16 protein-coding genes are annotated in these 15,757 nt (G+C 71.9%); 7 read left to right on the forward strand and 9 right to left on the reverse strand.

The window, feature by feature from the left end; all coding sequences use genetic code 11:
• Positions 1-131 precede the first annotated feature (131 nt).
• The 5 genes from EJ913_RS30595 (at position 132) to EJ913_RS30615 (ending at position 3,219) form a co-directional block, all read left to right on the forward strand.
• Positions 132-605 (forward strand): hypothetical protein, encoded by a 474-nt coding sequence (locus EJ913_RS30595; protein WP_127005119.1) that lies wholly within the window; start codon positions 132-134, stop codon positions 603-605.
• A 90-nt stretch (positions 606-695) separates the two neighbouring features.
• Positions 696-1,142, forward strand: a complete 447-nt coding sequence (locus tag EJ913_RS30600) for a hypothetical protein (RefSeq protein WP_127005120.1) — start codon at positions 696-698, stop codon at positions 1,140-1,142.
• A gap of 138 nt (positions 1,143-1,280) precedes the next feature.
• Positions 1,281-1,991: a Crp/Fnr family transcriptional regulator gene (locus EJ913_RS30605; RefSeq protein WP_127005121.1), complete on the forward strand. Its 711-nt coding sequence runs from the start codon at positions 1,281-1,283 to the stop codon at positions 1,989-1,991.
• Between the two features lie 98 nt (positions 1,992-2,089).
• Entirely contained in the window at positions 2,090-2,311 is a 222-nt protein-coding gene (locus EJ913_RS30610) for a DUF1150 family protein (protein WP_127005122.1), read from the forward strand.
• A 71-nt stretch (positions 2,312-2,382) separates the two neighbouring features.
• The gene (locus EJ913_RS30615; RefSeq protein WP_127005123.1) at positions 2,383-3,219 is read left to right on the forward strand and encodes a hypothetical protein; all 837 of its coding nucleotides are present in this window, start codon (positions 2,383-2,385) and stop codon (positions 3,217-3,219) included.
• A gap of 15 nt (positions 3,220-3,234) precedes the next feature.
• Here EJ913_RS30615 and EJ913_RS30620 read toward each other — a convergent pair whose 3' ends face one another.
• The 8 genes from EJ913_RS30620 to EJ913_RS30655 all read right to left on the reverse strand — a co-directional run bounded on the left by EJ913_RS30620 (position 3,235) and on the right by EJ913_RS30655 (position 13,065).
• Entirely contained in the window at positions 3,235-5,742 is a 2,508-nt protein-coding gene (locus EJ913_RS30620; RefSeq protein ID WP_127005124.1) for an SUMF1/EgtB/PvdO family nonheme iron enzyme, read from the reverse strand.
• Positions 5,743-5,970: 228 nt separating this feature from the next.
• A complete protein-coding gene (locus EJ913_RS30625) occupies positions 5,971-7,842 on the reverse strand; it encodes an adenylate/guanylate cyclase domain-containing protein (protein WP_127005125.1) in 1,872 nt (623 codons plus the stop codon).
• 1 nt (position 7,843) lies between these two features.
• The gene (locus EJ913_RS30630; RefSeq protein WP_127005126.1) at positions 7,844-9,016 is read right to left on the reverse strand and encodes a DUF4384 domain-containing protein; all 1,173 of its coding nucleotides are present in this window, start codon (positions 9,014-9,016) and stop codon (positions 7,844-7,846) included.
• 186 nt (positions 9,017-9,202) lie between these two features.
• Positions 9,203-9,526, reverse strand: coding sequence for a hypothetical protein (locus tag EJ913_RS30635; RefSeq protein WP_127005127.1), 324 nt, complete (start codon positions 9,524-9,526; stop codon positions 9,203-9,205).
• A gap of 26 nt (positions 9,527-9,552) precedes the next feature.
• Positions 9,553-10,341, reverse strand: coding sequence for an OmpA family protein (locus EJ913_RS30640; RefSeq protein ID WP_127005128.1), 789 nt, complete (start codon positions 10,339-10,341; stop codon positions 9,553-9,555).
• Between the two features lie 125 nt (positions 10,342-10,466).
• On the reverse strand, positions 10,467-12,053 hold the full coding sequence (locus EJ913_RS30645) for a DUF4384 domain-containing protein (protein WP_127005129.1): 1,587 nt from the start codon (positions 12,051-12,053) through the stop codon (positions 10,467-10,469).
• Between the two features lie 41 nt (positions 12,054-12,094).
• The gene (locus EJ913_RS30650; RefSeq protein WP_127005130.1) at positions 12,095-12,631 is read right to left on the reverse strand and encodes a DUF4399 domain-containing protein; all 537 of its coding nucleotides are present in this window, start codon (positions 12,629-12,631) and stop codon (positions 12,095-12,097) included.
• A gap of 11 nt (positions 12,632-12,642) precedes the next feature.
• Positions 12,643-13,065 (reverse strand): DUF4399 domain-containing protein, encoded by a 423-nt coding sequence (locus EJ913_RS30655; RefSeq protein WP_127005131.1) that lies wholly within the window; start codon positions 13,063-13,065, stop codon positions 12,643-12,645.
• A 265-nt stretch (positions 13,066-13,330) separates the two neighbouring features.
• On the opposite strand from EJ913_RS30655, the gene EJ913_RS30660 reads away from it, so the two are divergent.
• The gene (locus tag EJ913_RS30660) at positions 13,331-14,746 is read left to right on the forward strand and encodes a mechanosensitive ion channel family protein (protein ID WP_127005132.1); all 1,416 of its coding nucleotides are present in this window, start codon (positions 13,331-13,333) and stop codon (positions 14,744-14,746) included.
• Between the two features lie 98 nt (positions 14,747-14,844).
• Positions 14,845-15,048, forward strand: coding sequence for a hypothetical protein (locus tag EJ913_RS30665; protein ID WP_127005133.1), 204 nt, complete (start codon positions 14,845-14,847; stop codon positions 15,046-15,048).
• Between the two features lie 199 nt (positions 15,049-15,247).
• On the opposite strand, the gene EJ913_RS30670 is transcribed toward EJ913_RS30665, so the two are convergent.
• A complete protein-coding gene (locus tag EJ913_RS30670) occupies positions 15,248-15,583 on the reverse strand; it encodes a hypothetical protein (RefSeq protein ID WP_127005134.1) in 336 nt (111 codons plus the stop codon).
• Positions 15,584-15,757 lie beyond the last annotated feature (174 nt).

Consider the following 15,757-nt stretch of genomic DNA (forward strand, 5'->3'; position numbering starts at 1 on the left):
TGGCGGCAACATCGGCAACATGCAGAACCTCTCGGCCGGCGTCGGCAACCTCGCCAAGCAGAAGGCCTTTATCCAGCAGCGCTGATCCCGAACCCGCCCCCCCCCCCTGTCCGCTTGAGGAGATCGCCTCCATGTTCCGCACCATCCTGCTCGGCGGCTTCGCCGTCGCCCTCCTGGCGGGTTCCGCCATGGCCGACACCCTGCCGGGCCGGCCGGGAGGTTTCCCTGGTCTTGGTAGCCCCGGATTGGGCGGCCTGACCGCCACCAACGTCGGCACCACCACCAACACGGCGGCGGGGATCGGCAACACCGCCCAGCAGCGGGCGACCGGGATGCAGTCCGGTCCGATGGGCTCCGGCCCCGGCGTCGGGTTCGGTCCGCTGGTCAGCACCAACGTCGGGGTCGCCACCAACACCGCCGCCGGCCTCAACAACACCGCTCAGCAGCGGGTCCTGGGGAGCCCTGGCGTCGGCAACGGGGTGCAGGTCGGGCTGAACATGACCGGCCGGGGTCCGCTGGTCAGCACCAACGTCGATTACACCACGAACGTGGCGGCGGGGCTCGGCAACGTCGCCGGCCAGAGGGCCACCGGCCTTCGCCGCTGAGACTCTTCCATCCACGGGCGGGCCGGCAACGCGGAGGCGGTGCCGGCCGTACCCTTTTCCTCCGCATTTCCAGAAGACCGGGGGTGTTCGATGTCCAGAACCATGATCCTGCTGGCCTGTGCCGCGCTCGCCGCCGTGCAGCCGGTCGCGGCGCAGGCGGCCTCCTCGGTGTGCCGCACGGTCAACGGGCGCAGCGTCTGCACGCAGAGCGGCGACGCGACGACCTGCCAGACCGTCAACGGGCGGACCCAATGCCTGAGCGGGCCGGGAACGCTGCGTTGCGAGACCGTCGACGGCCGGACCGCCTGCTCGTCCACGCCGGGCCGGGCCGTTGGGGGAGGAGCGGCCCTGCCGCCGGAGGATGATCCGTCCGACGCGTGGGACGAGGTCATGCCCGGCGTTCCGTCCGGCCCCCCGACAGGCTCCATGCCGCCCGCTTTCAGGCCGCAGGCCGGCGCCGTGTCCGTCGAGCGGGACGCGCAGGGCTTGCGCGTGCGCGCCGGGACGCTCGACCTGCGGCTCGGCAAACTTCCCTGAGCGGCGCCGCCGCGCGATAGGGAGGGGGGCGCAACGGTGAAGTACCGCCATTGGCGGCTCCGGCGCGGGGATCCGTCCGGTGTAGGATGGCGCCTTCACCACCCCTGATCAACGTCCAATGGCCCAGGGAGGCCGGACATGACCGCAAGCCGGATCGCGTTCGACAAGGAACTCGTCCTCGCCGGGCATTTCCTTTTGAAGCATCTGCAACGCGACGACCTGCACCGGCTGGCCGCCGGCTCGCGGCTGACCTACCACCCCCGCAACGCGGTGATCTTCCAGAAGGGCGATCCCGGCAGCAGCATGATGGCGGTGGTGCGCGGGCGGGTGAAGATCTGCTCCCACTCGTTGGACGGCAAGGAGCTGGTGCTCAGCATCGTCAACCGGGGCGGCCTGTTCGGCGAGATCGCCCTGCTGGACGGCGAGCCGCGCACCGCCGACGCGGTGGCGCTGGAGGAGACCGACCTTCTGGTGCTCGACCGCAACCAGCTGATGCCTTTCCTGACGGAGCGGCCGGAGGTGGCGCTGCGCCTGATCGGCGTGCTGTGCAAGCGGCTGCGCCAGACCAGCGAGCATCTGGAGGACACCCTGTTCCTGGAGGCCTCCTCGCGCTTCGCCCGCGCCCTGCAACGGCTGGGCGACGCCTTCGGCCGTCCGGCGAAGGACGGGACGCAGCTCGACATCAAGCTGTCGCAGCAGCAGCTCGGCTGTCTGGTCGGGGTGTCGCGCGAGAGCATCAACAAGCTGCTGAACGAGTGGCAGCGCAACGGTGTCCTGCGGCTCGACGCCGGCCGCATCACCATCCTCGACCGCGAGGCGCTGGAGGAGCTGGGCGAGAGCTGCGCGTGAAAAACCCGTCGCCTGTGGCGCGCGTCACAGCGCCGGGGCCGGGCGGGCGGTAGGGTTCCTCTCATGCGGCGCGAAGCCGCCGACTAGGAGAGCCCCCGATGTCCCGACCCGCCCCTCTTCCCCGCTGGAGCGCCGCCGACCGGTTCTTCGCCGATCTCGGCGTCCACGAGAGCGCCTATGTGAAGCCGGTCCTGCTGGAAGGGCGCGCGATGTTCGCCGTCCACGCGGCGGACGGCCGGCTGATCGACCATCTTCCCAGCGCCGAACTGGCCTTCGCGGTGCTCCGCCGCCAGGATCTGGAGCCATTGCGCGTCCACTGACGCGCGTCCTCCGGCGCGGCATTTTCCGACCCGCTCGTCCCCGTCCCCACCCATCGTCCAGGGAGGTTCCCATGCGGCGCGCCCGTCTTCTGCACGGCATCGCGGTTCTCCTGCTGTCGGCCTCCGGGGCGGCGGCGCAGGACCGCGGCGGCATCGGCTTCGGGCCGGAGGGCGTCAGCCCGGCCAACCTCGCCCAGGCCTTCGCCCAGCCGGCGCGCCAGCCGGTCTTCGTCAACGCGGCGCGGCGCGGCGCCCCTCCCGGCATGCGGGTGACCAACCCGGCGCAGAGCCGCAAGGAGGTCCACCAGCAGCTGATCGCCAAGACGCGCGGCGACGCCGGTTTCCTCGCCGGCTTCCACCAGGGCCAGCCGCTGGCCGCCAGCCGCCAGCCGCCGGTGGAGTTCCAGCCCAGCATCACCTTCATCGACGCGCCCTTCATCGTGAACAACATCAACAGCGCGCTGAACATCGCCATCGGCGAGGGCAACTCCACCGACCAGGGCGTCGCCACCTACGGCGGCGGCGAATCCTACGGCAGCGGGGAGAGCGGCGGGGTGGCCGTCGAGCCCTCGGCTCCGGCCCAGCAGCCCATCCCGGCGACTTCGGCGCCGGTCACCGCCAGCGCCGATCCGGCGCCCCGCAAGGGCAAGACCCACACGAAGGGGCCGAACCTTCCTGACGTTCCCCGGATGCCGGCCAGCATGCCGGACGTCCCCGCGGGGCCGGCCGCGCCGCTGCCCGTGGCCGGCCAGCCGGACGCGCTGGCGACGACGCTGGGGCCGCTGCCTTATCTGCCCTTCGCGATGAAGAACGGCGGCGTCCAGTTCAACAACGCCAACAGCGCCATTAACATCGCGTCGGGGAGCGGCAATTTCGCCGGGCAGAGGGTGAAGTCGATCCAACGCTGAGGCGCCGCCCTCCCGTCAGTTCAGCTCGCGCGCCACGCGGAAGCCGTTGTTGGGGTAGCGAACGTCCTGGTCGTAGAGGTTGCGGGCGGTGTCGGTGATGTCGCTCAAGGTGTTGCGCCAGGAGCCGCCGCGCAGCACCCGCTTCCGGCAATTGCCGCGCTGCCAGGCGCTGCCGTCGGCGGGGGCGCCCGCGTAGTCCTTGTTCCAGCAATCGGCGACCCATTCCGCGACGCCGCCGTTCATGTCGTGCAGCCCGAAGGGGTTCGGCTTGAAGCTGCCGGCCGAGGCGGGGGTCAGCGGGTTCTGCGGGCCGCCGCAGTTCTGGCAATCGGCGAAGATCCCCTTGTCGCCGCCCCACCAATAGGCCCCGGCGGTGCCGCCGCGGGCGCCGTATTCCCACTCCGCCTCGCTGGGCAGCCGGTAGCGCTGGCCGGTCTTCTGGCTCAGCCACTTCACATAGGCCTGGGCGTCGTCCCAACTGACGTTGTGGACCGGGGTGCTGTCGCCGGCGTTGCTCATGCGCGGCATGTCGGAACAGCCGCCGCCCTGCACGCAGGCGCGCCATTCGCCGACCAGAACCTCGTAGGCGCCGAGCGCGACCGGCTTGGCCAAGGTGACGCGGTGCGGCGGGCGCTCCGACGCGTCGCCCTTGTCGTTGCCCATCTGGAAGTTGCCGGGCGGCAGGCGGACCATCACCGGGCAGTCCCCGCAATCCTGGAAGCTGTTGCCGTTGCCGTGGTTGCGCGCGCTGCCGTTGGTCGGCGGGGGGGACGGTGCCGTTGGGGCAGTGGGTGGCCTGGGCGCCGTTGCGGCATTGGCTGCAAGGGCCGGCGACGGGGGTGGTTGCGGCGGGGCGCTGCTGCCGGACAGTGCGGCCGATTCCACGGGACGGCCGGCGCGCAACTGGTCCACGCGCTGGCGGGCGGCCGCCGCGTAGCCGCCGGTGGCGAACAGGCGCAGGAACGCCTCGGCGTCGGCGGGATCGTTGCTGCCCCGCACGCGCTGCCACACCGTCTCCTCGGCGTCGGCGGCGGGCGGGGACGCGCCGGCTTCGCCGATCTCCACCGCGACCGTGGCGCTCGACACGCCGCCCCGCCCGTCGTCGGCGGTGAAGGCGAAGGCGCCGGCCGGGCCGGGGGACGCGCGCTCGGGCTCGAACAGCAACCCGGCCAGCGCGTCGGCGGTCAGCGTGTCGCCGGGGCGCAAAGGACGGTCGCCGGTCACCACCCGGCCGCGTTCCGGGATGGCGGTGACGGTGATGGTCAGCGGGTCGCCGTCCGGGTCGTTCGGCGGCTCGATCCGCAAGGGATTGGGGGTGACCGTCAGGCGGCGTTCCGACACCAGGACCGGCGGGCGGTTGCTGGGCCGCACGGTGATCGGGACGAAGCCGCGCGCGTTGCCGCCGCGCCCGTCCATCACCACGAACTCGAAGCCGCCGGCGTCGCCGCGCAGGCTGGCGTCCGGCTTGAAGCTCGCCGCCGCCAACTGCTCCACCGTCAGGTAGTCGCCGATCAGCACGCTGCGCTCGCCGATGCGCACGGAGCCGCCGCGCGGCAGGCCGGTGATGCGGGCGAAGAGCTGGTCGTCGTCGGGGTCGGTCGGCAGGCCGATGCGCAGCGGCTCGGGCTCGGCGCGGTCGGACACGGTGATCGGGCGCGCCTCGGGCAGCACCGGCGGGCGGTTGGGCGGGCGCGGGTTGAAGTAGAAGGGGGTGGCGCCCAGCGAGCCGTAGATGAACGGGTCTTGGCGCCCGTCGGTCGCCTGCTTGACCGTGTCGCGCACGTTGCGGAAGAACAGGCTCAGCTCCAGACCCGGCGTCGCCAGATGCTGGAGCAGGGCGTCGGTGTAGGGGCTGTGCTCGCCGGTGCCGTCCTCGGCGAGCTGGTCGGCGCGGGTCGCCATGGCGACCAGCGTGTCGCTCGGCGTGTCGTCGACCCGGCCGAAGCCGGGATGGGCCTGCATCTTGTTGGTGCCGGTGCGGGTCAGCCGGTCGACGAAGGGGTTGTTGCGGCAGGCGTCGAGGATCAGGATGCCCAGCTTGCGCGCCTGCGACAGCTCGCCAAGCGGCAGGTTCAGCGGCACCGCCTCGTAGACCAGATCGCGCTCGCGCTCCAGCTGGGCGTCCGACGGGATCAGGTAGTTGGTCCCCGCCACCTGGATGCCATGCCCGGCGTAGTAGAGCACCGCCACGTCGGCCTGCGCCGCGCGGATGCCGAAGGTGCGCAGCGTGGTGCCGAAGCCCCGCATGTCGAGGTCGTACTGCTCCTCCACCGTGAAATCCAGCTTGCGGAAGGCGTCGGCGACGGCGCGGGCGTCGTTGCGCGGGTTCACCAGCTCCGGGGCGTGCTGGTAGGCGTTCAACCCGATGACCAAGGCGATCCGCTTTTCGGGCGCGGTCGCGGGTGTTGGCGGGCCGGCGGCCTGCGCGGCCATGGCCAGGGTGAGGGCCAGGGCGACGATCCAGACGGTTATGATCGGCAGCGCGGCCAGGGCGGGCCTGCGCCGCTTCCACCCTCCTTCCATCCTATCGCCTCCTTGATCGCGGAGAATGGAGTCGCGGAGGAATGAACGCGCCGTTGCGGCGCGTGGGGACTTCCGGCGACCGGGTTCGGGACTGTGCGATTGCGGGAACTCTATCGGTCGGTCAGGGACCTGCCAAGCCGCTCGTTCAGCCTAACCCGTATAACGATGCCTCGGCTCTTTCCATCGGGGCACCACGTTCGCGCGTTCGAAAATATTCGCGCGCTCACGTCACAGGCTGGTCTTTTCCGATTCTTCCGGCTCCAGGGGCGTCGTGCCGGTCTGGTCTTCCGGTTCGTCGACGACCAGCCAGATGCGGACCGGGTTCGCCTTGCCCTTCAGCGCCACCTCGCCCACCGGCAGCACCGCGATCTTGCCGCGCACCGCCTGGGCGGTCGGGTCGCCGATGACGATCCGGCAATGGGGGGAGGAGCGCGCGCCGACCGTCTTGGCGTGGCTTTCCAGCCGGGCCGCCGTGTTCGCCGTGTCGCCCAGAAGCGAGTATTCCATGTGGCGCAGGCCGCCCATGCTGCCGGCGACCAGCGGCCCGGTGTGGATGCCGACGCGCACCCCGACCGGCGGCAACCCCTCCTCCCGCCACTGCCGGTTCAGCGTGGCGAGTTCGCGGCCCATCTGCACGGCGCAGCGCACCGCGCGTTCGGCGTCGGCGTCGATCTGCGCCTGGGTAGTACGGGCGACCGGCACGCCGAACACCGCCAGGATGGCGTCGCCGATGAAGCGCAGCACCACCCCGTCATGCGCGGCGACGATGCGGACCATGGCGTCGAGGTAGCCCTCCAGCCAGCGCATCAGCGGCTCCGGCTCCAGCGCTTCGCAGACGGTGGTGAAGCCCTCGATGTCGGAGAACAGGACGGTGGCGGTCAGGTGCTGCGGGCGCGGGCGGTTGCCGGCCATGAAGGTGGCGCGCTCGCGCCAGATCTCGTCGGCGACCGGCTGCGAGACGTGGTTGGCGAACAGCCGCATCAGCACCCGCCGGTCGGCCCGCGCCCGCAGCGAGAGATGCGCCGCCATCGCCGCCGTGCCGCCGAGCCACGCCATCGACGGCGCCATCAGCGGCACCAGCGGCCCGCCCTGCGCGAACAGCACGGCGCCGCCCACCCACAGCCCCGCCAGCGGAACGAGGCTGACCGCCGCCAGCAGCCCGAGCGGCAGGCCTGTGAGGGCGAGGGCTACCCCGGCGGCGGCCATCGCCAGGGTCAGCGCGGTCTCGGCGGCAAGCGACAGGCGCGGGCTGGTCCGGCCGTCGAGCAGTTGGGCCAGCACCTGCGCCTGGGTCTCCACGCCGGGCGTCGCCGTTCCGGCCAAGGCCAGCGGCGTGCGGTGGCGGTCGATGCCGTTCAGCACGGTGCCGACCAGAACGATCCGCCCGGCCAGCCAGCCCGGCGGCAGCAGCCCCACCAGTTCCGCCGGGTAGGACGGAAAGGGCGGCTCGCCGGGCACCGGGCCGGGGCGCCAGTCGATGCGGAAGGGGGCGTCGGGGATGGCGGCCCCGGCGAGGGAGGCGAGCTTGGCCGGCAGGCTGGGGGTGCCGTCCGGCCCCTGCGGGACGTGCCAGCGCACCGTGGCGTCGAGCGGATCCTTGGCGAGGTTGGCGTGGCCCCGTGGCACACCGTCGAGAAAGCCGTCGAGGAAGCGCCGCTGCGTCTCGGTCAGCGGGGTCTCCGCCAGCGCGGTGACCGCCACCACCGGGATGCGGGCGTCCAGCATGCGGCGGCGCAGCCCCTCGTCGAGCGTCGGCAGGGTCGGCTGGTCGAACAGGATGTCGAGGCCGATGGCACGGACCCCGGCGGCCTCCAGCCGGCCGATCAGGTCGGCAAGGAAGCCCCGGTCGATGGGCGAGCGGCAGACCAGCGTCGCGAAGCTGTCCTCCCCCAGCGTCACCAGCGCGACGCCCGGATGCGGCGGCTGCGGTGGGGAAAGATAGGCGATCTGCAGATCGCCGAAGGTCTCGTCGGCCGAGCGCAACGGCGGCACCAGATGCGTCAGCCCGACCGCCAGCGCGGCGATCCCGGCGACGATGACGGCAACGTTGAGGGCCGTCCGCCACGCTTCGGTTCCGCCCCCGGCCTCCGCAGGCGCCATGTCAACGGACCCGCAGGATGACCTGAGCCATGACCACCTCGGTGTCGCGCATGCCGTTCAGCGCGCGGTCGAGCTGCGCCACCGTGTCGGCGGTCATCGGGCGGAAGGCGTCGGCCCGACCCGGCAGGTCGCCGCCGAGGTCGTGGTCGGCGGCGACGCAGCGCACCTCCATGTCACCGGCGGTCTCGCCGGCCTGGAGCGGCAGCGTCATGCGCTCGCCCGGCATGGTCAGCGGCGTGTCGGCGGCGACGGCGGCGCTCGTCCCGCTGCCGGCGGGGAAGAGCGGAATCAACTGGCCGCGCGTGTTGCGCAAGTAGCAATAGACATGGGCGTCGCGGTTGGCCTGGAGCACCAGACGGATGGGATCGCCCGGCCGGTAGCTCGCCTGCGGCCCGCGATCGGCCGCCAGATAGACGTCGAGCGGCACCACCAAGTCGCGCAGCGGCGTCAGCAGCGCCGCCGCCTGCCGCGCGCAGCCGGCTCCGGCCAGCCGCAGGGCCAGCGCCGCACCATTGGGTGTGCCGTTGGGCGGCGGATCCAGGGTGCGGAAGCGCAGCGTGTGGCGCGGGGTGCCGTCGGGGCCGCCGACGCGGATCTCGGCCCCGTCGGCCAGCGATAGGTCGGTCGGCCAGAGGGCCGGGGCGTCGCCGGTCCAGGTGACGGTCACCGGCGCCTCGCGCCCGGCGCCGGACAATGCCACGCTGGTCAGGGCGCCGTCGCGTGGACGGGTCAGGACCGGCTTGCCGCCGGCCGGGACGCAATAGGTGCCGGCGATGCCCGGATCGATGGCGAAGGCGCGCTCCGCCGCCTTGTTCAGCGGCGAGCCGAAGGTGCGGGCGGCGCCGAGGTCGGTCTGGACAAAGCGCTCGCTGCTGACCAGCCCGCCGAGCGAGGGGCGGGCGCCCGTGTCCTGGCTCTTGTCGCGCAGGCTGTCGAAGGGACCGGCGTAGGGGCCCTTGATGCGCAGCGTCCGGCCGCTGGCGAACAGCAGCATGACGCCGGCCCCCTCCGGCACGGTCACCGAGGCGCCGTCGGCGACGATCTGGCCCAGCGCGTAGCCCGGCGCCGTGGAGGCGACGACCACCGCCTCGGCGGCCCAAGCGGCGGGAGACAGCGTGACGGCGGTCGCCAGGACGGTCCCGGCGCAAAGGCGGACTGCGGAACGATGCGTCATGGCGGTTGATCCTTGCAGAAAGCGGGGAAGATGCCCTCTCCCGTCCCGGGAGAGGGAGGGGACCCGCGAAGCGGGGAGGGTGAGGGGCTATCGGGCGTGGTACTTGATCCATGTTCCGATAGCCCCTCACCCTTCCCATGCTGGCGCATGGGCCCCTTCCCTCTCCCGGGGCGGGAGAGGGAAACTCTACTCGTGCCCGCCCAGCAGGCAGGTGGTCCGCGCCTGGGCGACCACCGATAGGGAGCCGTCCGGTCCGCTCTCGCGGCGGAAATGCAGGCCGTTGAGCTGGCTGGCGATGCTCATGGACACGATGGCGAGGTTGCCTTCATCGATGATCTTGCGGCCATCCTGCCAGCACTGGACGCGGACCTTGCCGGTCGGCACCCCGACGTCGACCCCGCCGGGGGCCGCGCCGACGCTGGTGCCGTCGCGCTTCTTCACGAGGGTGGCGTCGGCGCTTCCCGACAGCAGCAGGCCGAGCGCCGCGGCGCAGGACAGAAGGCGTCTCATGGGCGTCCTCCCCTGGGTTGGGCGGGTCAGCGGGCGGGCTTGAACTCGACGCGGCGGTTGCGGCCGTCGTAGGGGTCGGCCATCACCGGCTCGCTCGGCCCCTTGCCGGCCACGGCGATGCGCTGCGGGTCGATGTGGTGGACGCGCACCAGATACTCGCCGACCGCCACCGCGCGGCGCTGCGACAGGGTCTGGTTGTAATTCGCGCTGCCGACCGCGTCGGTGTGCCCCTCCACCACCAGCACCAGGGAATTGTCCTGCGTCATCAGCCCGCCGACCGCGTCGACGTAGGGCTGGAACTCGCGCGGGATGTCGGCCGAATTGAAGGCGAAGTTGATGCGGAAGCCGAACGCGTTGGGGGCCGCCGGTTCCGGCTCGGGCGCCGGGGCGGGCAGCGCCGCCTGCTGGCGCGGTTCGGGCGGGGCGGCCTGCTGGTTGATCGCGGGCTGGGTGGTGGTCTGCTGGGCGGGCGGCGCCTTCGCGGCGGGCCTCGGCGCGGCCTTGGCGGGTGCCGGCGCCGCCGGGGCGGGCTCCGACGGGTAGCTGGCCTGCTCGGCCGGGCGCGGGCGCTGGGCGGCGCCGTTGGCGACGCCGCCCATGATCTCGATGCTGCGGGTGCGCGGCTTGGGCGCCACCACCTCGCGCAGCTCGTCCACGGTCGGCGGGCGGTCGAACATCAGGACGCTCGACGACCCGCTGCCCTCCACGCTCTGGGCCAGGGCCGGCGCGGCGCAGGCGCCGGCGGCCCCCGCGACGGCGATGGCGAGGACCGGAAGGGCGAAACGGGCCAAAGGCGACCGGCTGCGCGTCGGCATGGCAATCTCCATGGGATGAGGTGGTTGGGCCTGGATGGACGCCCCTGTTGCCTCCGTTCTAGCACCGCCCCCCGGCGGCTTCTGTGAGCCGGCCCACAGCCGGGCTCACTCTCCCGTCCGCCCTCTCATTCGCCCGACGCGACCGCCGCCGGAGCCACCTGGATCGCCATCCGCTTGGACCGCGCCGCCCCGCCGGACGCGGCGGCGAAGGCCTCCGTCACGCTGGCGAGGGTGGCGCCGGGGATCGGCTGGAGATCCTCCGTCTTGAAGCGGTCGGGCAGGCGCACGCCCATCTCGTCGCGCGTCACCACGCAGGCGATGGCCTCCTTGTCGCCGGGGCGGTCCATGCGCAGGTTGAAGGGCTTCTGGTTGCCGGGCGGGATCTCGACCTGCCGGTTGGCCTCGACGAAGGCGTCGGGCTGGAAGCGGTTGGGGTAGATGCGGGCGACCGTCCCGGCGGTGTCCTGGTAATAGCAGTAGACGAAGCCGTCGGCGGTCGGCGACACCCGCACCACCAGCGGCTCGCCGACGCGGTAGCGCGGCTGCGGTCCACGGTCCGACGACAGGATCAGTTCGGGCGCCGTTCCGGCCGGGAGCGGGGCGGGGCGGGGCAGCCCCTCGCCCCCGGCGTTGCTGACGGTCTGGAGCCGCCCCGGCGGAAGCTGCTTGCTGCCCGACGGCTGGGCCAGCATCCGCTGGTACAGGTCGAAGTCGATCCGACCGGTGGCGATCAGGTCGTGGTCGGCCTGATAGCGCGACACGGCGCTGCGCGTCGGCTCGTTCAGCTCGCCCGACACGGCGCCGTCGTAATAGCCCTCGGACGCCAGCGTGCTCTGCACGAAGGTGACGCGCTGGGCCGCCGGCATGGCGTCGAACCAGTCGCGCGCCTGCCCCATGAAGGCCGGGTTGGTCTGGTCGATGCCCAGGCATTGCCAGTAGGGGGTGCGGGTCAGCTTGCCCAGCACCTCGATGGTGCTGAGCTCGACCAGGGTGCGGACGGCCTGATGCAGCCCCTCCGACTTGTTGAAGGCGACGTTGAAGGACAGCCCCGCCTTGCCGATCACCGCGCCGGCGTCGGCCCCCTTGCCCGAGGTCAGCACGGCCAGCGAGTTGCTGGACGACATGCCGGGGATGATCTGGCGGGTCACCAGTTCGCCGACGTTGAGGTCGACCGAGATCATCGACGCCACCTGATCGGCCGAGACGCCGAGGTCGAGCGCCGGCAGCGAGATTCCCGCCCCCATGGATTCGCTGACCACGTTGTCGTCGAGCTGCGTGATGGCGCCCCGGATGTAGTAGGACGGCGCCCGGAAGTTGGGCTGCACGCCGACCATCCAGTAGAGCGCGTTCACGTCGTCCAGCGCCGGCTCGAAATCGACGAAGCGGAAGGCGTTCGAGCGCTCCGACATCCGGCTGACGGCGGTGATCAGCATGTCCTTGGTGCCGCCGGCCACCCGGCCGGTCGCGTCGGGGATGCCGTTGCTGGTGATGTAGATGTCGCGTTTGCCATGGGCCGCCATCAGCCCGTCCATGCAGCGCAACGCCTCGCTGAAGCTGCTGATGGTGCGCGCGGCCGGGGTCTTGGGCTGCTGGACCACCGCGACCTTCTCGCCGGAGGTCATGCAGCCGGTGAGCAGAAGCGCCGCCAGCAACGGCGCCAGCCGGGCGGCGGGCCGGCGGAACGGCGGGTGTCCGTGGGGGGTGGAGCCCATGCCTCGTGCCTCCATTGCTGTGCGTTGCGGAACGGGCGGGGTCAGCGCGCCGAGACCTGCGGGCTGCCGCGCCGGGCCTGGACGGTGATCGTGACCACCTTGGAGACGATCGGCGGATCGTGGGGGATGTGGTTGGCGTCGCCCAGCACCAGTTGCAGCGTGTGGCGGCCGGGCGGCAGCTCCAGATAGGTCTCGGTCTGGCCGCTGCCGAAATGCAGGTGCTGCTTGTCGCTGGGGATCGGCTCGTCGAACTTGGTCAGTTTGGTGTCGATCAGGATGTGGTGGTGCCCGGTGGCGTCGCGCGCCACGCCGGCCGGGGCGACGCCGAAGTTGCGCAACCCGAACCACACCTTGAAGCGCGTGCCGACCACGGCCCCGTCCGTCGGCCATCCGATGTAGAGCTGCGCGTCCTTCCGCCCGGCGGAGCGGCCGGTGCTGGCCGGAGCGTCGGAGTCCTGATGGGCGGCATGCGAACCCGGAGCGGCGGCCGGCGCCTCCTGCCCCAGCGCCGCGTCGGCGGCGAGGATCAGCCCGGCGGCCAGTCCGGCGGCCAGCAGCGTGGATGTCCGTGACAGCATGGGATCCTCCGCTAGCGGACGGTGATGGTGATCTTCGGGGAGGTCACCGGCGGGTTGTGGGGAACATGGTCGGCGTCGCCCAGCACCATCAGCAGGGTGTGGCGGCCGGGCGGCAGCTCCAGCCGCGCCTCCGTCTGGCCGCCGCCGAAATGGAGGTGCTGCTTGTCGCTGGGGATCGGCTCGTCGGGGTTGGTCAGGTCGGTGTCGATCAGCAGGTGATGATGCCCGGTGCGCTCCCGGCGGATTCCGGCCGGCGCCACCCCCATGTTCTGCAACCCCATGCGGACCCAGAATTTTCCGCCGTCGATCACGGCACCGTCCTTGGGCCACATGATGTAGGCGCGCGCCCCCTCGGGCGCCGCCTCGCGCTCGGCGGCGGCCGGAAACGCGGCCATCGCAAGGGCGGCGAACAGGAACGGCAACGGTCGCGGCATGGGCGGCCCTCCCCATCTTTTCGGTTGTCTTCGGTTTCCGACATCTTATGCCTGGATGGCGCGCGATCCCGCCGCGTCATTCACGGTAATACCGCAAGGCGGTGGCGCCTCCTTTTCCGGGGATGCGCCGTTCCATTCGGTTGCGGCGGACGGCGACTTCCGCCCCTCTTTGCGTCGGGTGGCGGGGATGCGCGTTGCGGGGTTGACGGCGCGGTCCCGCCTGTGGTGGTTCGGTGCTGTCCGAACAGAGGGAGAATCCGCCGCCATGACCGTCTTCCGGCCTCTTCTGTCCCCGGTCGCGGTGCTGCTGGTCCTGTCCGGCGCGGTGGCGAACAAGGCTTGGCTGCACGACCATCTGACCGCGCTCGGCGGGCCCATGCTGGGCGACGGCGTGGAAATGGCGGTCGCGGCGGCGGCGTGGCTGGCTGTGGCGTGGCTGGGATCGCGGCTGCTCGACGCGCTGGCGACGGGCAACGGGCGACAGGGACGGCCGCCCCGGATGCCGCGCCTGCTGAGCGACCTGCTGCGCGCGCTTCTGTACGGGGTGGCGCTGCTGGCGATTCTGGCCTTCGTGCTCGGCCAGCCGGTCACCGGGCTGCTGGCGACCTCGGGCGTGGTGATCGCCGTGCTGGGCTTCGCCCTGCGCAACATGATCGCCGATATCTTTTCCGGCATCGCGCTGAACATCGAGCATCCCTACCGCATCGGCGACTGGATCGAGTTGGCGCCCGGTGCCGCCGGTCAGGTGGACGAGATCAACTGGCGCGCCACCCGGCTGATCACGTCGGAGGGCACCGCCCTCATCGTGCCGAACGGCATCGTCGCCGGCAGCCGCTTCACCAATTTCAGCAGCCCGGAGCGGCGCTTCCGGGTCGCCATCCCCATCCTGCTGGACCAGGAGGTGCCGGTCGCCCGCGCCAAGCGGGTGCTGCTGTCGGCGCTGCTCTGCGCCGAGGGCGTGCTGCCCGATCCCCGTCCCGACGTGGTGGTGGAGGCGCTGACCCCCAACGGCGTCGCCTATCAGGCGCGGTTCTGGCTGGACGACTATGCGCACCTGACGGCCGGGCGCGACGCGGTGGCGACGGTGCTGCTGGAGCATCTCGGCCGGGCCGGCATCGACCTCGCCCGCCCGAAGCGGGAGTTCCGGCCGCGCCGCGCGCCCGTTCCGGTGCCGGGCGCTTTGCGGCGGAGCCTGCTGCGCCAGCTCGACCTCTTCGCCGCCTTCGACGATTCGGAGATCGCGGAGCTGGGACAGGCCATGCGGCGCCGTCATCTGCTGGCCGGGGATACCGCCGTGCATCAGGGCGAGGACGGCGAATCGCTGTTCGTGATCGCCGAGGGGGTGTTCGACGTCCAACTCGCCGGAGAGCAGGGGCCGGTCCGGCTCAACCGCCTGCGGCCGGGCGACGTGTTCGGGGAAATGTCGCTGCTGACCGGGCAGCCGCGCAGCGCGTCGGTGGTCGCCTGCACCGACTCCGTCGTCTTCGAGCTGGACAAGAGCCATGTGGACCCGGTGCTGCGCCGACGGCCGGAACTGGCGCGGCAACTCGCCGAGCTGATGGCGCAACGCCAGACCCGCAACGAGGCGGCGCGCGACCGCCAGGGGCGCGGCGAGCCGGGGCCGGCGGCGGTCGGGTCGCAGGATCTGCTGGCCCGGCTTCGCGGCTTTTTCAAACTGTGAGGCGATGATCTGTGAGCTCGTGTGAGCTGCGCGACAGGCGGCGTGGCGGGTTCGGGGCATCCTGGCGATCACTTCCTCCCTTGCCTCGGAGCATCGCCATGGCCTCCTCCGTCACCCGCGCCCTGCAAGCGATCAAGCGGTACGGCGCCGGGCCGGAGCAGATCGACGGCGCCATCCTGGCGGCGATCAACGTGACGCTGTGCCTCGCCTCCAACGGCAACGACCGGGTGGCCGAGGGCTTCAACCACGACATCGCCGCGAACGGCCGGACCTTCGGCGGCCGGGGCGGCGTCGCGGCGTAACGCCGTCCGTCCGCTTTGCGGGCGGGGGCGAGGGTTCCGGACAAAGCGATTCCGATAAAGGGTTTTGGACACGGATGAACACGGATGCAGGCTTGCGCCTGCGCACGGATGAAACACGGGCATGGGATCATCCCATCCGTGTTCATCCGATCAAATCCGTGTTCATCCGTGTCCAAAACCCTTTGTCCGTTCCAGCTCCTCAACGTTTGCGCAGCGCCGTCTTCGCGTCTGTCAGCCCGTCCGCCGCACCGTTCGACCGTCCGCCGTTCTGCCCGCCGAGCATGAAGCGCATCATCCGCTCGTCCCGCGTCAGGGTGGCGTTCGGCGTACCGGTTGCCGGTCCCGTCGCGGTCGGACCCGTTGCGTCCATGGACGCCCGCTCGGCGCGCGCGGCCAACCGGTTCGCCAGCATCGCGACGCTCTGCGCCGACAGCGGCACGCCGCCCGACTGCACGTCGAAGGCGAATCCGGGGGTGGCGAAGGCGACGGTTCCCAGGACGGTGGCAACGGCGAAGGCACGGACGGTGCGGCGCATCGGGGCGTCCCTTTCGAAGGGGAAGCCGGCCCGCCGCCCGCGTCGTGGCGGGTGGCGGGCCGGGTTAAGGGTGGGGGGCGGGTTCGGGATCAGCGCTGCTGGATGAAGGCCTTCTGCTTGGCGAGGTTGCCGACGCCGGCCGAGAGGTTCTGCATGTTGCCGATGTTGCCGCCG

Source organism: Azospirillum doebereinerae, from assembly GCF_003989665.1.
Taxonomy (GTDB): domain Bacteria; phylum Pseudomonadota; class Alphaproteobacteria; order Azospirillales; family Azospirillaceae; genus Azospirillum; species Azospirillum doebereinerae.